The organism is Kribbella sp. NPDC055071 (genome assembly GCF_053608045.1).
Window position 1 is genome coordinate 51,384 of the sequence record NZ_JBSGUS010000031.1, and the last position, 16,856, is coordinate 68,239.

15 protein-coding genes are annotated in these 16,856 nt (G+C 67.2%); 9 read left to right on the forward strand and 6 right to left on the reverse strand.

The features are described 5' to 3' along the window. Window positions 1-43: 43 nt before the first annotated feature. The gene (locus ACWF4Z_RS34495) at window positions 44-943 is read right to left on the reverse strand and encodes an aminoglycoside phosphotransferase family protein (RefSeq protein WP_452247405.1); all 900 of its coding nucleotides are present in this window, start codon (window positions 941-943) and stop codon (window positions 44-46) included. A gap of 273 nt (window positions 944-1,216) precedes the next feature. On the opposite strand from ACWF4Z_RS34495, the gene lepA reads away from it, so the two are divergent. From lepA to ACWF4Z_RS34510, 3 genes are read left to right on the forward strand one after another with little or no spacing between them, the layout of a single operon-like run. Continuing rightward, window positions 1,217-3,103, forward strand: a complete 1,887-nt coding sequence (gene lepA / locus ACWF4Z_RS34500; RefSeq protein ID WP_452247406.1) for a translation elongation factor 4 — start codon at window positions 1,217-1,219, stop codon at window positions 3,101-3,103. Beyond that, window positions 3,104-4,015, forward strand: a complete 912-nt coding sequence (locus tag ACWF4Z_RS34505) for an aminoglycoside phosphotransferase family protein (RefSeq protein ID WP_452247407.1) — start codon at window positions 3,104-3,106, stop codon at window positions 4,013-4,015. A gap of 10 nt (window positions 4,016-4,025) precedes the next feature. After that, on the forward strand, window positions 4,026-4,634 hold the full coding sequence (locus ACWF4Z_RS34510; RefSeq protein ID WP_452247408.1) for a TetR/AcrR family transcriptional regulator: 609 nt from the start codon (window positions 4,026-4,028) through the stop codon (window positions 4,632-4,634). On the opposite strand, the gene ACWF4Z_RS34515 is transcribed toward ACWF4Z_RS34510, so the two are convergent. Further along, window positions 4,626-5,567: an SDR family NAD(P)-dependent oxidoreductase gene (locus ACWF4Z_RS34515; protein WP_452247409.1), complete on the reverse strand. Its 942-nt coding sequence runs from the start codon at window positions 5,565-5,567 to the stop codon at window positions 4,626-4,628. The two genes, ACWF4Z_RS34510 and ACWF4Z_RS34515, sit on opposite strands and share 9 nt — an antisense overlap. 114 nt (window positions 5,568-5,681) lie before the next feature. Here ACWF4Z_RS34515 and ACWF4Z_RS34520 point away from each other — a divergent pair, with 114 nt between their 5' ends. Together ACWF4Z_RS34520 and ACWF4Z_RS34525 are read left to right on the forward strand one after the other, a co-directional pair. Continuing rightward, window positions 5,682-6,308: an MOSC domain-containing protein gene (locus ACWF4Z_RS34520; RefSeq protein ID WP_452247410.1), complete on the forward strand. Its 627-nt coding sequence runs from the start codon at window positions 5,682-5,684 to the stop codon at window positions 6,306-6,308. Continuing rightward, on the forward strand, window positions 6,305-7,516 hold the full coding sequence (locus ACWF4Z_RS34525) for an MFS transporter (protein ID WP_452247411.1): 1,212 nt from the start codon (window positions 6,305-6,307) through the stop codon (window positions 7,514-7,516). The genes ACWF4Z_RS34520 and ACWF4Z_RS34525 overlap by 4 nt, the downstream gene beginning before the upstream one ends. On the opposite strand, the gene ACWF4Z_RS34530 is transcribed toward ACWF4Z_RS34525, so the two are convergent. The 3 genes from ACWF4Z_RS34530 to kduI are packed head-to-tail and all read right to left on the reverse strand — an operon-like array spanning window position 7,492 to window position 9,875. Beyond that, window positions 7,492-8,250 carry an IclR family transcriptional regulator gene (locus tag ACWF4Z_RS34530; protein ID WP_452247412.1) on the reverse strand — a complete coding sequence of 253 codons (759 nt, stop codon included), beginning with the start codon at window positions 8,248-8,250 and terminating at the stop codon, window positions 7,492-7,494. The two genes, ACWF4Z_RS34525 and ACWF4Z_RS34530, sit on opposite strands and share 25 nt — an antisense overlap. 30 nt (window positions 8,251-8,280) lie before the next feature. Then, on the reverse strand, window positions 8,281-9,042 hold the full coding sequence (locus tag ACWF4Z_RS34535; RefSeq protein ID WP_452247413.1) for an SDR family oxidoreductase: 762 nt from the start codon (window positions 9,040-9,042) through the stop codon (window positions 8,281-8,283). Then, window positions 9,039-9,875 (reverse strand): 5-dehydro-4-deoxy-D-glucuronate isomerase, encoded by an 837-nt coding sequence (gene kduI / locus ACWF4Z_RS34540; protein WP_452247414.1) that lies wholly within the window; start codon window positions 9,873-9,875, stop codon window positions 9,039-9,041. The genes ACWF4Z_RS34535 and kduI overlap by 4 nt, the downstream gene beginning before the upstream one ends. Before the next feature lie 151 nt (window positions 9,876-10,026). Between kduI and ACWF4Z_RS34545 the strand changes: the two genes are divergently transcribed. The 3 genes from ACWF4Z_RS34545 (at window position 10,027) to ACWF4Z_RS34555 (ending at window position 12,917) form a co-directional block, all read left to right on the forward strand. Beyond that, window positions 10,027-11,529 carry a sodium:solute symporter family protein gene (locus tag ACWF4Z_RS34545; protein ID WP_452247415.1) on the forward strand — a complete coding sequence of 501 codons (1,503 nt, stop codon included), beginning with the start codon at window positions 10,027-10,029 and terminating at the stop codon, window positions 11,527-11,529. Between the two features lie 35 nt (window positions 11,530-11,564). Beyond that, window positions 11,565-11,750 (forward strand): tautomerase family protein, encoded by a 186-nt coding sequence (locus ACWF4Z_RS34550; protein WP_452247416.1) that lies wholly within the window; start codon window positions 11,565-11,567, stop codon window positions 11,748-11,750. 141 nt (window positions 11,751-11,891) lie between these two features. Then, entirely contained in the window at window positions 11,892-12,917 is a 1,026-nt protein-coding gene (locus tag ACWF4Z_RS34555; protein WP_452247417.1) for an aspartate-semialdehyde dehydrogenase, read from the forward strand. Here the strand turns inward: ACWF4Z_RS34555 and ACWF4Z_RS34560 are convergent. Next, complete coding sequence (locus ACWF4Z_RS34560; protein WP_452247418.1) at window positions 12,914-14,584, reverse strand: peptide-N4-asparagine amidase; 1,671 nt, start codon at window positions 14,582-14,584, stop codon at window positions 12,914-12,916. The genes ACWF4Z_RS34555 and ACWF4Z_RS34560 overlap by 4 nt on opposite strands. Before the next feature lie 109 nt (window positions 14,585-14,693). On the opposite strand from ACWF4Z_RS34560, the gene ACWF4Z_RS34565 reads away from it, so the two are divergent. Then, window positions 14,694-16,529, forward strand: coding sequence for an AMP-dependent synthetase/ligase (locus tag ACWF4Z_RS34565; RefSeq protein ID WP_452247419.1), 1,836 nt, complete (start codon window positions 14,694-14,696; stop codon window positions 16,527-16,529). Window positions 16,530-16,856 lie beyond the last annotated feature (327 nt).

The window sequence follows — 16,856 nt, forward strand, 5'->3', positions numbered from 1 at the left end:
CACACCCTTAAGACGCCCGGCACCGCGAAACGCTGCGTGCGCCTCACCCCAATCGTTCGCGTACCCAGTCGAGATGGATCAGGGCGTGCTGCCGTTGCCACGCGCGGATGGTCGGGAGACCGGGTGGAGGCGGCTGGGAGGCGCCCCACCACAGCCCTCCGGCGATAGCGGTCAGGAACCCAGTGATGGCGATGTCGTCGGGTAGTGCCGGCAGTCTGACCGATTCACGCATGTCAGCGTGCAGGATGACGGTGTCAGCCCAGCGTGGCGCGAGTGCCGGGTGTGCCCAGTCGATGAACACCACCCGGTCCTCGGTGAGGATGATGTTGTCGGCGCGCAGGTCCCAATGCGCCAGCGCCTTCCCCTCCGCCAACGCGCGCACCCCGACCCGAGCGAGCTCGGCCAACTCCTCCTCACGGCCACAAGCCCACTCCGGTACGTCGAGACCGTCAGCGATCACGTTGTCCCACCGAGTCAGGAACTCACGACTCCGTACGGCGGCAACCGGTGCCTCCGGCCATGGCGACGGGTCCAGCGCTTCCGTCAACTCGGCGACGGCATCCAGGACCCGGTCGGCCTCAGGCTGGTTCCACGGGTGGTCCGGCAGGTGTCCCTCGATGTCCTCGAACAGCATCGCGACCCAGTCACCGTCGTCGTACACGTCGTACAAGGCAGGTGCCATCGGCAACGGGCCGATGGCGTGCATGGCCGTGATCTCCTGCCGGAACAACTCGGGAGTCTTGGGGTTGAGCGCCGTACCGACGGCCTTCACGAACGCGCGGCGCCCGGAGACGGTCACCAGGCGCGCGGCCACGCCGGGGGAGAACCCACCCTGCTGAGTCGCGGCGGACACCACCGCCGACCCGAGCGTGCGCTCGACCCACGCCCGCACCACAGCGGGCAACTCCTCGTACGGCAACCGGACCCCAGCAGCATGCGCCATACGTCACCACGCTATCGGGCCCGGTCCAGCGATTTTAGATTCCACTGGACCCCCATGGGATGATTGACCAGTTGATCGCGTATAGGGGTGTGTCTGATGGTCCCACGCCTACTGCGCGGCACTCGGCACGGCACCTCGCCGCACTGGAGCAAAGGCCACGATGGAAAAACATCGAGGCCTTCACTCCAGCACGCCGATGCACCGCACCGAGCACCTGCTCGCGACGGCGTGGGACCATCAGACACACCCCCCGAGACGATTTGGATCCCCTCCGTGCCCGTAGGCCCCACGACCGTGCCGCAGCCGGGTCGCACCGACCCGTCGCTGATCCGGAACTTCTGCATCATCGCTCACATCGACCACGGCAAATCGACCCTGGCCGACCGGATGCTGCAGATCACCGGTGTCGTCGACGGCCGGCAGATGCGCGCCCAGTACCTGGACCGGATGGACATCGAGCGGGAACGCGGCATCACGATCAAGTCGCAGGCGGTCCGGCTTCCGTACGCACCGGGCCCGAACACCCCGGGCGGTCTGCTCGCCCCGGACGGGACGACGTACATCCTGAACATGATCGACACCCCCGGCCACGTCGACTTCACCTACGAGGTGTCGCGGTCGCTGGAGGCGTGTGAAGGCGCGGTTCTGCTCGTCGACGCGGCGCAGGGGATCGAGGCGCAGACACTGGCGAACCTCTACCTCGCGCTGAACGCCGACCTGCACATCATCCCTGTGCTGAACAAGATCGATCTGCCTAGCGCACAGCCGGAGAAGTACGCCGCAGAACTCGCCCACATCATCGGCTGCGAGCCTTCCGACGTACTGAAGGTCTCGGCCAAGACCGGCGAAGGCGTCGAGGAGCTGCTGAGCGAGATCGTCGCCCAGGTCGAGCCGCCGAAGGGCATCAAGGACGCACCGCCGCGGGCACTGATCTTTGACTCGGTCTACGACACCTACCGCGGCGTGGTCACCTACGTCCGGGTGGTCGACGGCGAGCTGACGCACCGGGACAAGATCAAGATGATGTCGTCCGGCGCGGTCCACGAGATGCTCGAGGTCGGAGTCATCTCGCCCGAGCCGATGAAGTCGCCAAGCATCGGCGTCGGCGAAGTGGGCTACCTGATCACCGGCGTGAAGGACGTCCGCCAGTCCCGGGTCGGTGACACCGTCACGTCGGCCGTCCACGGCGCGACCGAGGCGCTCGGCGGCTACAAACACCCTCAGCCGATGGTGTACTCGGGTCTGTTCCCCATCGACGGCGACGACTACCCGACGCTGCGAGACGCGCTGGAGCGGCTGCAGTTGAACGACGCGGCCCTGCAATACGAGCCGGAGACCTCCGGCGCGCTCGGATTCGGCTTCCGCTGCGGGTTCCTCGGGCTGCTGCACATGGAGATCGTCCGGGAGCGGCTCGAGCGCGAGTTCGACCTGGACCTGATCTCGACCGCGCCGAACGTGGTCTACCGGGTCGAGATGGAGGACGGCAAGGAGTTCGTCGTCACCAACCCGAGCGAGTTCCCCGAGGGCAAGATCGCCGACATCTACGAGCCGGTGGTGAAGGCGACGATCCTCAGCCCCAAGGACTTCATCGGCGTGATCATGGAGCTGTGCCAGACCAAGCGCGGCAACCTGCAGGGCATGGACTACCTGTCCGAGGACCGGGTCGAGTTGCGGTACACGCTGCCGCTGGCCGAGATCGTCTTCGACTTCTTCGACCAGCTGAAGTCCAAGACCAAGGGGTACGCGTCGCTGGACTACGAGCCGACCGGCGAGCAGTCGGCCGCGCTGGTCAAGGTCGACATCCTGCTGCAGGGCGAGACGGTCGACGCCTTCTCGGCGATCGTGCACCGCGACAACGCCTATTCGTACGGCGTCGCCCTGGCCGGCAAGCTGAAGGAGCTCATCCCGCGGCAGCAGTTCGAGGTGCCGATCCAGGCCGCGATCGGGTCCCGGATCATCGCCCGCGAGTCGATCCGCGCGATCCGCAAGGACGTTCTGGCCAAGTGCTACGGCGGTGACATCACCCGTAAGCGCAAGCTGCTGGAGAAGCAGAAGGAAGGCAAGAAGCGGATGAAGATGGTCGGCCGGGTCGAGGTCCCGCAAGAGGCCTTCATCGCCGCGCTCCGGACGTCGGAAACCGGTGAGAAGGCCAAGAAGTAGGTGACGGTCCAGATCCCGCCGGAGTTTCTGGTCGTCGGGTCCCGCGGCCAGGACTGGGCGGAGTGGCTCGACCGGTTGCCGCGGCTGACGCGCGATCTGCTGGACGAGTGGCGACTGCGGGTCGACGGTGCGTCGTCGTACGGGAACTGCGCGTTGGTCGTACCGGTGCTCACGGCCGACGGGCAGAACGCCGTACTGAAGGTGCAGTTTCCGCACTGGGAGGCTGAGACCGAGCATCTCGCGTTGCGGGACTGGGGTGGGAACGGCGCGGTGCAGTTGCTGCGGGCGGATCCGCGCCGGTTCGCCTTGCTGCTCGAGCGGTTGGAGCCGCGGGACCTGCGGACGATCGATGCGCTGGACGCGTGCGAGATCGTTGGCTCGACCTACAAACGGTTGCACGTGCCGGCCGGACCGCAGTACCGGACGTTGTCGGCGGAGCTGACGCGCTGGCTGGAGCGGTTCCGGCAGTTGCCGCTCTCGGCGCCGGTCCCGCATCGGTACGTCGAACAGGCGATCTCGCTGGCCGAGGACTTCGTCGCGGACCCGGCGACCGACGGAAGGCTGATCCACACCGACCTGCACTACGAGAACATGCTCGCCGCCGAACGCGAACCCTGGTTGGTGATCGACCCCAAGCCGCTCTCCGGCGATCCGCACTACGAGGTCGCTCCGCTGGTCTGGAACCGCTGGGACGAGGTCGTTGCCTCCGGCGACCTTCGGTTCGCGGTCCGGCAACGGTTCTACACCGCGATCGACGCGGGCGGCCTGGACGAGGAGCGTGCCCGCGACTGGATCATCGTCCGGCAGATGCTCAACGTCCTGTGGACGCTGGAGGATGCCGGCGCCGACGAATCCCTCCCGCAGGACTGGCTCACCCGCAACATCGCCATCGTGAAGGCGATCCAGGACTAAACTCCTGTGGGTGGCAGTCGTCAACCGTAGAGCGCGTAGCGCGCGTGGGTCCGGGGAGGACCTGCGCGAAGCCTTGGTGGCGGCGACGGCCGGGTTGCTGGAGACGTACGACCTCAACGATCTCTCCGTACGCACGGTGACCTCGGCGACCGGCGTCAGCCCGACCGCGCTCTACCTCCACTTCACCGATCTGCAGGAGTTGCTGCGGGCCGTGAAGACGCAGTTCTTCGCCGAGCTGCGTGACCGGCTGGTCGCGGCGTCGTACGACGGTGATCCGCGCGGACGCGTCCGTGCGCTTTCGCTGGCCTACTTGGCGTATGCGAACGAGCATGCCGGGCGGTATGCCGTGATGTTCCACGCCGACCGGCGCTCCGACGCGCCGACCAACCCACCGGCGGAGCTGGTGCAGACCGGGTGGTCGGCGTTCGAACCGCTGATCCTGGCGGTCGGCGACGTACTGACCGATGCGCCGGAGGACGAGGTCCGCGAGACCGCGGTGGAGCTCTGGCTCGCGCTGCACGGCCGCGCCCAGTTGAGCGCGGCCATGCCGTGGTTCACGTTGCCGGACGAGACGACGTACGTCGATCGCCTGGTCGAGCATGTGCTCGGGTCAGCCTGAGTAAGCGGTCTTGCCGCCGTCGATGACGAGCTGCGAAGCGGTCATATACGGGAAGTCGTCGGAAGCCAGGGCGAGTGCGAAGGCGGCGATCTCGTTGGGTGTCGCCATCCGTTGCAGGCCTGGGACGTGCGACTTGCCCCAGTTGGCGGCGAGTGCGTTCCAGACCGGGTCGGGGACGTTCATCATGCCGGCGAGCCGGCGGACCAGTTCGGTGTTCGTCGTGCCGGGAATCAGCGTGTTGATGCGGATCCCCTTCGCCGCGTAGTCGTGCGCGGCGGACTGGACCAGCCCGACCAGGCCGCGTTTGGTCGCTGTGTAGGCGGATCGCTTCTCGGTGGTCGCGATCGCGTTCGAGGACGAGGTGACCACGACCGTCCCGCCGCCGCCCTTGAGCAGGTGCGGCACCTCGTACTTCAGCGCGAAGAAGTTGCCGCGCAGGTTGGTGTTCGTCACGTCGTCCCACTCGGCCGTTGTGTACTCGTGCAACGGTCGCTCGATGCTGATCCCGGCGTTGTTGAAGCACGCGTGCAGTCCGCCGTACTTGCTCGCGATCGTGTCGACGAACTTCTGCACGTCGGACTCGACCCGAACGTCGGCCTTGAGGTACGTCGCCTCCCCACCGGCCGCCCGGATCTCGGCCTCGACCTGCTTGCCGAGGTGCTCACGCCGGCCGCAGAAGCCGACCTTGCCGCCCTCCGCGGCGAACAGCAGCGCGGCCGCGCGCCCGATCCCCGAGGTCGCACCGGTAATCAGCACGACCTTGCCCTCGAACCGCTTCCGCGCCGACGCCTGGATCGGTGGCGGCGCATCCGCCCCTTGGACGAACGCCACCCCCGCAACCGCCCCCGCCGCGGCAGCCGCCACCCCCGCAACCGCACCAGTCGCAACCACCCGCCGCCGGCTGTACCGGCGATCCTTCTCCGTCTCGCTCATCGCACCCTCCACAGTTATGTTGACGACTGTAAATGTACACACGTCAACCAAGCGTGCTGTGGCGGGGAGGAAAACCGGTGGATCCGGCCTGAGCGGCAGGGGACGATGGGCCGCATGCGGGTACTGACGGTCAATGTGGTGGAGAAGCTGATCCCTGGCCCGAAGGAGACCGGCCTCACGGCCATCGACAAGGTGCCGCAGCTCGGCCGTGTCCCGGTCGGCGAGCTCGGCCTCGCCGGCGACCGAGTCTGCGACACCAAGAACCACGGCGGCCCCGACCTGGCGCTCTATGCGTACGCCGAGGAGGACGCGAACTGGTGGTCCGCCCAGCTGGACCGGGAGATCCCGACCGGCCTGTTCGGTGAGAACCTGCGCACCGAAGGAGTCGACGTCACCGGGGCCCTCCTGGGTGAGGTCTGGCGGATCGGCCCAGAGGTCGAGGTGATGGTCCGCGCCCCCCGCATCCCCTGCATCACCTTCCAGCACCGCATGCAGGAACCCCACTGGGTCAAACGCTTCCACCAAGCCGGCTGCCCGGGCGCCTACCTCAAAGTCCTCCGTACGGGCGCAATCGCCGCCGGAGACCCGATCACGAGGCTCAGCCGCCCCGACCACGAGGTCACCATCGGCGAGATGTTCGGCGCGCAAAACCCGGCCAAAATGCAGCGGATGCTCGACTCCGGCGTCGACCTGATGGACGAGCTCCGCGACATCGCCCACCGCGTCGTCGCGCGCGGATGACGGGACTGCTACCGGCACCCGGACCGCTTCGGCCGCTAGCTCTGGGAACTCTGCTCAGCAGGGTCGGCAACGGACTGCTGATGACGATCAGCGTCCTGTACTTCAACCGCATCGTCGGCCTCTCCATCGCGCACATCGGACTCGGCCTGACCATCGCGGGCTTGTTCGGACTGTTGTCGGCCGTCCCGCTGGGGCATCTGGCGGACCAACGCGGCCCGCGCACGATGTTCGTCGTCCTCAGCCTGGCGACGTCCGGGATCTCGCTGCTCTATCTGGTCGTCGACACGTTCTGGCAGTTCCTGATCGTGTCCGTCGTGCTGACCGTGCTGGACCGAGGTGCGGGCGCGGTGCGTTCGGCGTTGATCGCCGCGGTCACCCAGGGCACCGGCCGGGTCGCGGCCCGCGCCTACCTGCGGGCGGTCACGAACGTCGGGATCATGGCCGGTGCCGGGGTGGGCGCGCTCGCGCTCCATTTCGACACGGGTACGGCGTACCGCTCGATGTTCGTCATCGACGCCGGACTCAGCGTTGTCGCGGGCTTCGTCGTACTGGCGATCCCGCGGGTCGAACCGCAGCCACACACCGGCAACGGCCCGGTCTGGGTCGCCCTGCGTGATCGCGGGTACCTCGCGGTGGCTGCGCTCAACGCGGCGATGTCGATCCACTACGCGGTCTTCGACGTCGGGCTTCCGTTGTGGGTCGTCGACCACACCGACGCGCCACGCTGGACCGTCGCGCTGCTGCTGATCATCAACACGGTCGTGGTCGCGCTCTTCCAGGTCCGCTCGTCGCGAGGGATCAACGACCCGACGTCGGCCGCGCGAGCCACCCGGACGGCCGGATTGTTGCTGTTGGCATCAATGATCCTGTTCGCGACAGCCTCGACCGGAGACGCGGTCTTCGCGGTCGTTGTGCTCGCGCTCGGTGCAAGCGCCCAGGTGGTCGCCGAGCTGTTGCAGTCGTCCGGCTCGTTCCTGCTCGGCTTCGATCTGGCTGCTGACAATGCGCAGGGCCAGTACCAGGGTGTCTGGAACACCAGCATGTCGATCAGCACCATGGTCGCTCCGACCGTCTTCGCCCTGCTTCCACTCGGCATCGGCGTCCCCGGCTGGATCATTTTGGGTGCGTGGTTCGCCGTTGTCGGTGTTCTGTTCGTGCCGGTTGTGCGGTGGGCCTCGGCGCGTCAGATCGTCGTGGGTTCGCGGTAGCCGAGGGCTGCGGAGATTTTGCGGGCTGCCTCGATGGCGGCTGGGGCCATGAGGGCTACCTGGGCGATCGACTGCTCCAGAGAGAGGGTTGAGATGCTGACTGCGGCGATCGCCGTACCGGTGTGGTCGTGGATGACCGAGGCGACGCAGCGGATCCCGGGCTCGTTTTCCTCGTCGTCGAGGGCGTAGCCGCGGGCGCGGACCTGGGCTAGGTCGGCCTTGAGTCCGGCCGCGGTGGTGTGGGTCAGGGGAGTGCGGGCGGGGAGGCCGGTGCGGGTGATGTGCGCGTCGAGTGCGTCGTCGTCCTTCTCCGCGAGCAAAGCCTTGCCGATGCCGGTGCAGTGCAGCCAGAACGCCTTGCCTACGCGGGACGGCATCCGATACGGCTTCGGTCCGTCCAGACGGGCAACGTAGATGGCTTCGTCGCCATTCAGCAGTCCGACATGCACTGTGCACCGCGTCTGCGCGACCAGGTCCGCGAGGACCGGGCGGGCGACAGTGGCGAGGTCGACGTTCGTCAGGGCATGCCCGGCGAGCCGCAGCGCCTTCGGACCCGGGTGATACGAACCGTCCTCGGCCTGTGCCACGAACTCGTGCTCGACCAGCGACGCCATGATCCGATGCACGGTCGACTTGGCCAGCCCGGTCGCATTGACCACATCCGTGAACCGCGAGTGCTCCAGGACCGCGTCCAGGACCATCAACGTCTTGTCGATGGCCGACGGCGAACTCATGTCCGACATTCCTGTCACTCCTGTCTGCTGCTACCGGGCGAGCCAGCCGCCGTCGACCGCGAGTACGTGGCCGTTGATGTAACCGGCCGCATCCGAGGCCAGGAAGATCGCGGCACCGACGACGTCCTCCGGCCGCCCCCAGCGACCGGTCGGGATGCGCTCCCGGATGGCGGCCTCGCGAGCCGGATCCGCACGCAGCCCGGTGGTGTTGTCGGTACTGATGTACCCAGGCGCGATCGCGTTCACCTGAACGCCCGCCGGCCCCCACTCGTTGGCCAACGCGCGGGTCAGTCCTGCGACCGCATGCTTGCTCGCAGTGTAGGCCGGAACCGTGATCCCGCCCTGGAAGCTCAGCAGCGACGCGATCGTGATGATGCGGCCGGCCCCGCGCTCGACCATCGTGCGCCCGATCGGCCGGGTCACCGCCCACGCCGAGTTCAGGTTCACATCGATCACGTGCCGCCAGTCCGCCGTACTGGTCTCGACCGCCGGCGCCCGCGAGATCGTGCCCGCGTTGTTGACCAGGATGTCGACCTGGCGTTCGGTGGCCAGCCGCACAGCGGCCGCCTCCACCGCATCCGGATCGCCGAAGTCGGCGGTCACAATCGTTGCCTCGCCGCCACCGTTCAGCTTGATCGCCTCGAGCGTGTCCTCGAGCGCGGCGTCGCGCGCCATCAGGATCAGCTCGGCGCCGGCCGCCGCATAACCGGCCGCGATCGCCGCGCCGATACCCCGCCTGGCGCCGGTGACCAACGCCGTACGCCCTTGCAGGCTGAAGGCGTCAGCCGTCACCGCAGATCCCGTACGTCGACACCGTCCATGTCGCCGAACGCCTGGTTCTCGCCCGCCATCGCCCAGACGAAGCTGTACGACGACGTGCCCGAGCCGGAGTGGATCGACCAGCTCGGCGAGATCACGGCCTGACGGTCCGCCATCAGCAGATGCCTGGTCTCGTCGGGTTCGCCGAGGAGGTGGACGATCCGCTCGGTCTCCGGGAGGTCGAAATAGAGATAGCACTCGGTTCGGCGGTCGTGGGTGTGCGCGGGCATGGTGTTCCACGTGCTGCCCGGGTGGAGGGTCGTCACCCCGAGCACGATCTGGCAGCTGCGGACGCCGTCGGCGTGGATGTACTGGTCGATGGTCCGGCGGTTCGCGGTCTGCTGGTCGCCGAGCTCGAGCCGGTTGCCCTCGCCGGGATTCACCAACGCGGTGGGGAAGTCTGTGTGGGCCGGGGCGGAGAAGAGGTAGAACGCCGCGTCGGCTCCGTCGAAGGTGATCTCGCGGACCCCGCGACCGACGTACAGGCAGGCTCCGGTCGGCAGCTCGTACTTGGTGCCGTCCGCGGTGATTGTGCCCGCGCCACCCACGTTCACGATGCCGGCCTCCCGGCGTTCGAGGAAGTACTCGCTGCGCAGCTCGGGCCAGGTGCCGAGGGTCAGCGGACCGTCGGTCGGTCGGGCGCCGGCTAGCACGATCCGGTCGTGGTGGGTGAGCACCGCGGTGATCGTGCCGGGCGTGAAGAGGTCGTCGACCAGGTAGTGCGAGCGCAGTGCTGCGGTGTCGAAGCCGGGCACCTGGCCGGGGTGGGTGGCGTGTCGGACCTGAAGGGGCGGGTGTGCGTTCACAGAACAAGGTTCTATCTCGCGGAACCACCTGTCAATCGTCGTGAGCCGTTAGAACGCCGGATGAATTTATTCCGGGTTCCGTCTCTTGACACTAAGTTCTGTTCGATGGAACCTTCCTAGCACTCGCCCATCGCCCCTGGGAGGCTCCCCGATGACCACTCTGGACTGGTCGGTCCTGGTCGCGTACTTCGTGTTGATGGTGCTGATCGGACTCTGGTCGCGCACCAAGATCAAGACGGTTGTGGACTACTTCACGACCGGTGGCCGGATTCCCTGGTGGCTGTCCGGCATCTCGCACCACATGTCCGGCTACAGCGCCGTCATGTTCGTCGCCTTCGCGGCGGTCGCCTACAGCTACGGCATCACCGTCTACGTCTGGTGGGCGATGTCGATCGGGATCGGCGTCGGGATCGGCGCGTTCCTGTTCGCCGCCCGCTGGAACCGGTTGCGCTCCAAGCACGGCGTCGTCTCACCCCTGGAGTACCTGGCCCGCCGCTACAACATTCCCACCCAGCAGGCGCTCGCGTACTCCGGTGCCGCGCTGAAGGTCGTGGACATCGCGTCGAAGTGGGTCGCGATCGCCGTGCTGCTGAACGGATTCACCGGCGTACCGATGCGGTGGGGGATCCTGCTGACCGGTGTCGTCACGATGCTCTACGCCACGCTCGGCGGGTTGTGGGCCGACGTACTGACCGACTTCGGGCAGTTCATCATCCAGTTCGGGGCCGGGATCGCGATGTTCGTCGGGGTGCTCGCTCACCTGGACGGTGTGCCGACGCTGTGGCGGATGTGGGACCAGTTGCCGGCCGGTCACGGACACGCGCTGAACGGGCCCTACACACCGATCTTCCTGATCGCGTTCCTGTTCATCAAAACCTTTGAGTACAACGGCGGGATGTGGAATCTCGCGCAGCGCTACATGGCCGCGCCGTCCGGATCCGCCGCGAAGAAATCCGCGTTGCTGTCGTCGGCGTTGTGGTTGGTCTGGCCGCTCATCCTCTTCATCCCGATGTGCGCGGCGCCGCTGCTCGTCCACCCCGGCAAACCCGAGCAGTCGTACGTCGAACTCGCGCAACTGCTCCTGCCCACCGGCCTGATCGGGCTCGTGCTGGCGGGATTCTTCTCGCACACGATGGCGATGGTTGCCTCCGACGCCAATGCGATCTCCTCCGTCATCACCCGCGACCTCGCGCCGGTGCTCGTGCCGAAGGTCCGGCAGCTGACCGATGTCGCGGCCCTCAAGATGGCTCGGATCGTCACGTTCACATTCGTCACGGTGAGCATGCTGATCGCGATCCTGACCAACGGCGAAGGCGTCGTACTCAAGATCGTCGTCGATCTTGTCGCCGCGACGATGGGGCCGATCGCGATCCCGCTGATGCTCGGTCTGCTGCCGTGGTTCCGGCGCAGCGGTCCGCGGGCGGCGCTGGCGTCCTGGGCGATCGGCCTGATCGTGTGGGCGATCGTCAAGTGGGGCATCGGATCCACCGACACCACACTGGTCGTCGCGTTGCCGCTGGCAACTTCCTTGGTCGTGTACGTCGGCCTCGGGTGGCTGCTGCCGGAGAACACGCGCGACGTCGACGAGCTGGTCGACTCCCTGAACACCGATCCCACCGAGGTCACCGCCACACCGGCACCCGCCCTCGGCTGAAACACTGTTCCGCCAACCCACCTCAGGAGATCCCTATGCCGAACATCACCGTCGAACTCCTCTCCGGCCGCACCCTCGACCAACGCCGGGAGTTCGTCGCCGCCGTCACCGAATCCGCCATCAGCATCCTCAACGCCAAGCGCGAATCCGTCCGAATCGTCTTCCAAGAGATCGAAACCACCGACGTGGCCAACGGCGGCGTCCTCGTAGCCGACGCCTGACCGACCTCCAGGCCATCACAATCGGCTCCTGCCGGGCTCGCCTCCGCGCGGACCGGCCAGCGGGGTGGGATTGTGATGGCCTGGAGTCCGCTTCCCGAAACCTCCGCGCGGGCGCGGCGTCCACCAACTACTGTTTGTGGCATGAGAGTTGGTGTGTTTGGGGCTACGGGGCAGGTCGGCGGGGTTATGCGGCAACTGCTGGTCGAGCGGAAGTTCCCGGTGAGTGAGGTGCGGTACTTCGCGTCGGCGCGGTCGGCGGGGAGTTCGTTACCGTTCGGCGACGAGGTGATCACCGTCGAGGATTCCGCGACCGCGGACTTGGCGGGACTCGAGCTTGCGCTGTTCTCCAACGGGAAGACGGCGTCGAAGGAGTTCGCGCCGAAGGTGGCCGCGGCCGGCGCCGTCGTGGTGGACAACTCGTCCGCCTGGCGGATGGATCCCGACGTACCGCTCGTCGTCTCCGAGGTGAACCCGGGCGACCTCGACAACCTCCCCAAAGGGATCATCGCCAACCCGAACTGCACCACGATGGCCGCGATGCCCGTCCTCGCACCGCTGCACCGCGAGGCGACCCTGACCCGGCTCGTCGTCGCGACCTACCAAGCCGTTTCCGGCTCAGGCGGCGTCGGCGTGAGCGAGCTCGAGGACCAGGCCCGCGCCCTGGTCGAGGCCGGCGGCAAGCTTGCCCTCGGCACCGAGGGGATCACCCTCCCCGAGCCCAAGGTGTACGCCGGCCCCATCGCCTTCAACGTGCTCCCACTGGCCGGCTCGATCGTTGCCGACGGCACCGGTGAGACCGACGAGGAGCAGAAGCTCCGCAACGAGAGCCGCAAGATCCTGCACATCCCCGACCTCCCGGTCGCCGGCACCTGCGTCCGGGTGCCCGTCTTCACCGGTCACTCGCTCAGCATCCACGCCGAGTTCGCGGAGCCGATCACCCCCGAGCGCGCCAGCCAGCTCCTCGCCGACGCACCCGGAGTAGCGCTCGCAGACCTCCCGACCCCACTACTCGCCGCCGGCCGCGACCCGTCGTACGTCGGCCGCATCCGGCAGGACCAGTCCGTCCCCGGCAACCGCGGCCTGGTCCTCTTCGTCTCCAACGACAACCTCCGCAAGGGCGCCGCCCTCAACGCCGTCCAGATCGCCGAACTCCTCGCCAACCGCTAGCAGCGGTAGTAGTCCTGCACGTACACCCCGTTGACCGCGCTCAGCGTGTGGTCGAAGCAGCCAGGGCCGATCGCGCGGAAGCGGACGGTCTGGGTGCCCGTCGCGTGGCGTTGGTCGCGTGGTACGCCGTAGATCCACGCGGCGCGGCCGTCGTACGTCTCGGTGCTGAACCCGGAGTTGGTGCGCTGGGTGTCGTAGATCGAGAGATCGGTGACGACGTCGTACCCGCCGGGGATTGTTGCGTTGGGCAAGAACGTGAGTATGCCGGTCTTGCCGTAGCTGAGATCGGTCCGATTGACCTTGCCGCCGCTGCTCGTGGTCGAGGTGTCGCGCCAGCTCGCCTTCAGGGCATCGCGCGACTCCCCGGCGTCCCAGGTGTGGTCCGACACGTTGGTGAGTGTGCGCTGGACCGTCGTACGGATCCGGCCGGCCGAGGTATCGACGTACCCGCTGATCTTCAGACTGCGCGACGCCTCCGTCCGAACGGACCCCGCCACCCCCGGCGCACCCGTGACCTCATCGGTCTTGCCTAACGGCGAGACGGCGTACGACGTGAGTCCGCCACGCGTCTGGTGAGCGCTCTTGTCCTTCCAGACGTGGAGATTCGGTACCGTGAACCACCCACTCTGACCTGCCGGAACCCCGGCCACATGGACGCGGAACTCATGAGCCTTCCCGTCCGTCAGCAGCCCGACGAACGGCGTGAGGTCGTACGTCAACGGCTTGATGTCGAACGCGCGTGGCGCGGGCGACGGACGCCAGGAGTACGGGTTCGACCAGCCGCCGGTGTAGATGTACGGGTACGGCAGCGCAACGCCCGCGAGCTTGCCGTCGATGCTCACGTCGACCTCCCGGTACGGCGATCCGTCCGGGCAGGAGTAGCCGGTTTCGGCCGGGGCGGACGTGTCCCAGAACTCCTCGCACCCGCCGCCGGATCCGGTCACGTACACCTCGCCGAGCAACCGCGTGGTGTTGCGCGGGAGAGTCGCCGTACCGATCAGGTCCGAGTCCTCGCGCCGCTGGTCCTGCAACGGCAGCACGGCGTCCGCGGTCTTCGCCGCGGGGGCGTTGTGGCCGGTCAGGTAGAAGTCGAGCGTGACAGTGATGTCCAGAACGCCGGTGTAGTTCTGGTCGACGACGTTGCCGAGTTCCATCACGACCGGTTGCGTCGTACGGAGCAAGGGGATGTATGCGCTCATGTCCTTCTGCACGTCCCAGGCGATACCGTCCGCGCTCGGCTCCGGAGTCGAGGTGCGGAAGACGCCGACACCACCGATCGTGATGTGCCCGAGGCGGTCGTACTGGATCCCCTTCACCTCGCCGTGCATCCGCAGTACGACCTTGGACCAGGGACCCTGGCAGGCGGTCGGGGGAGTGTAGGTCGACTGGTACGGATCGAAGTTGCGGAACTGGTTCCGGACGATCTGCACCTCGCAGTGCTTCGTCCGCGGGACCGCGACCGGCGGCGCCGGCGTCCGGGGATCGTCGTAGTCGGAGCCGAACTCCGCGGGCGCCTGCGTTGTGCCCGCCTGCGTTGTGCCCGCCTGCACCGTGCCGGCCTGCGCTGTGCTTGCGGTCGACGCGCCCGCGGGGACCACGACGGCGGGAGACAGCAGACCGAGGAGTAGAACGGATAGTGAAACGAGTGCCACCGACCGTGTGCGCATGTTGCGGAAACGTAATGGAGAAGGTGTGGGCGGGCAAGCGATTGGCATGGTCAGGCATGCCTCGCACCGCATACTCTCCGGTTACTTGACCCCCCGATGGAGGCCAGTTATGACACCGATCGCCGATCCCGGCCAACTCGCTCTGCTCACCAATCGCAAGACCACGATGGCCCAGATGTTCCTGGACCGCGTCGCGGCGACCCCTCAGCGAGAGGCGTTCCGGTATCCGGTCGGCGACCAGTGGAAGTCCGTCACCTGGCGCGAGACCGACGAGCTGGTACGACGTCGCGCGGCCGGACTCGTCGCACTCGGCATCGAACCGGAGCAGCGGGTCGCGATCGCGTCGACCACCCGGATGGAGTGGATCGACTGCTACCTGGCCGCCGTACTGGCCGCCGCGGCGACGACGACCATCTACCCGTCGACCATCTCCGCGGACGTGGCCTTCATCGTGGCCGATGCCGACGTACAGCTGGTGTTCGCGGAGGACGCCGGGCAGGTCGACAAGCTGCGGGAGCGGCGGGCGGACACGCCGTCGCTGCGCAAGGTCGTGCTGATCGACGGAACGCCGTTGGACAGCGATGGCGACTGGGTCATCAGCCTGGCAGACTTCGATGCCTTGGGCGCGTCGTACCTGGCTGAGAATCCGGCGGCGGTCGACAAGCGGCTGGACGAGATCAAGCCCGATTCCCTGTGCACGCTCATCTACACATCGGGGACGACCGGTCGGCCGAAGGGTGTGCGGCTGCCGCATTCGGTGTGGACGTACGAGGGTGCGGCGGTGGAGGGCATGCGGGTGCTGAGCCCGGACGACCTGCAGTTCTTGTGGCTGCCGTTGTCGCATGTGTTCGGGCAGGTGCTGGTGGCCGTGCAGTGCCAGATCGGCTTCGCCACGGCGGTCGACGGGCGGATCGACAAGATCGTCGACAACGCTGCGATCGTGCAACCGACGTTCATGGCCGCGGCGCCGCGGATCTTCGAGAAGGCGCACGCGCGGATCGTGACGATGATGGAGAAGGACGGCGGGGTCAAGCTCAGGCTGTTCCAGTGGGCTTTCGGGATCGGGGCGCGGGTCTCCGCGCTGCGGCAGGCCGGCAAGGAGCCGAGCGGGTTGCTGGCGGCCCAGTTCGCCACGGCCGACCGACTGGTCCTGTCGAAGATCCGCGACCGCTTCGGCGGCCGGATCCGGTTCTTCGTGTCGGGGTCGGCCGCTCTCGACAAGACGCTGGCCGAGTGGTTCCACGCGGCCGGTCTGCTGATCATCGAGGGCTACGGCCTGTCCGAGACCGCGGCCGGCTCCACGCTGAACCGCCCGAACCAGTACCGGCTCGGCAGTGTCGGACCGGCGTTCCCCGGGACGCAGCTGAAGATCGCCGAGGACGGCGAGGTCCTGATCAAGGGCGACGGCGTGATGAGCGGCTACCACAACCAGCCGGAGCAGACGGCCGAGGTGATCGACGCGGATGGGTGGTTCCACACCGGCGACATCGGTCATCTCGACGACGAGTTCCTGGTCATCACGGATCGCAAGAAGGACCTCTTCAAGACCTCCGGTGGCAAGTACGTCGCACCGCAGATGATCGAGGGCCGCTTCAAGACGATCTGCCCGTACGCCGGCCAGTTCATTGTCCACGGCAACAAGCGCAACTTCGTCTCGGCGCTGGTCACCCTCGACCCCGACGCGATCCTGCCCTGGGCCGCCGCCAACGGCCTGGCCGGCAAGACCTACGCCGAGATCGCCACCTCACCCGCCGCCCGGGCGATGATCCAGACCTACGTCGACGAACTGAACGCCGGCCTGAACCGCTGGGAAACCATCAAGAAGTTCACCATCCTCGACCGAGACCTCACCGTAGAATCCGGCGAAATAACCCCCAGCCTCAAACTAAAACGCAAATACGTAGAAACCCAATACGCCACCCAGCTGGACGAGATGTACGAATGAGCGCCTCAAGAACCGAAAGAAGAACAGGTAAGAAAAGATAGAGTGGCTGGATGCCTGGTTGGGCTGCGGTGTCATGGTGGCGGCCGGTAGTGGTTGAACCGACGATCGTGCCGAGGTCGCGCACCAGACTGTGTGCAGCTGGCTGATCGCCGCCCTAGGCTTGTCAGGCGAGCAGTCGAAGCAGCTGCGGCCTGGAGATCCGCTCACTCACCGCCTTCGGTGGGCGCTCAGATGGCTGTTGTGCGCTCAGGTCGTGTGTGCGAGCGCGTGGTGGTGGCAGCGGGTGCCGCCGATGTGGTCATCGCGGTCTCGGGATCCCGCGGGGAG

What these genes read in the sequence shown, in the direction of transcription:
- ACWF4Z_RS34565 (WP_452247419.1), top strand. Translation starts at nt 14,694, where the DNA reads ATGACACCGATCGCCGATCCCGGCCAACTCGCTCTGCTCACCAATCGC.
- ACWF4Z_RS34550 (WP_452247416.1), top strand. Translation starts at nt 11,565, where the DNA reads ATGCCGAACATCACCGTCGAACTCCTCTCCGGCCGCACCCTCGACCAA.
- ACWF4Z_RS34555 (WP_452247417.1), top strand. Translation starts at nt 11,892, where the DNA reads ATGAGAGTTGGTGTGTTTGGGGCTACGGGGCAGGTCGGCGGGGTTATG.
- ACWF4Z_RS34525 (WP_452247411.1), top strand. Translation starts at nt 6,305, where the DNA reads ATGACGGGACTGCTACCGGCACCCGGACCGCTTCGGCCGCTAGCTCTG.
- ACWF4Z_RS34560 (WP_452247418.1), bottom strand. Translation starts at nt 14,584, where the DNA reads ATGCGCACACGGTCGGTGGCACTCGTTTCACTATCCGTTCTACTCCTC.
- ACWF4Z_RS34520 (WP_452247410.1), top strand. Translation starts at nt 5,682, where the DNA reads ATGCGGGTACTGACGGTCAATGTGGTGGAGAAGCTGATCCCTGGCCCG.
- ACWF4Z_RS34530 (WP_452247412.1), bottom strand. Translation starts at nt 8,250, where the DNA reads ATGAGTTCGCCGTCGGCCATCGACAAGACGTTGATGGTCCTGGACGCG.
- ACWF4Z_RS34515 (WP_452247409.1), bottom strand. Translation starts at nt 5,567, where the DNA reads ATGAGCGAGACGGAGAAGGATCGCCGGTACAGCCGGCGGCGGGTGGTT.
- ACWF4Z_RS34495 (WP_452247405.1), bottom strand. Translation starts at nt 943, where the DNA reads ATGGCGCATGCTGCTGGGGTCCGGTTGCCGTACGAGGAGTTGCCCGCT.
- ACWF4Z_RS34545 (WP_452247415.1), top strand. Translation starts at nt 10,027, where the DNA reads ATGACCACTCTGGACTGGTCGGTCCTGGTCGCGTACTTCGTGTTGATG.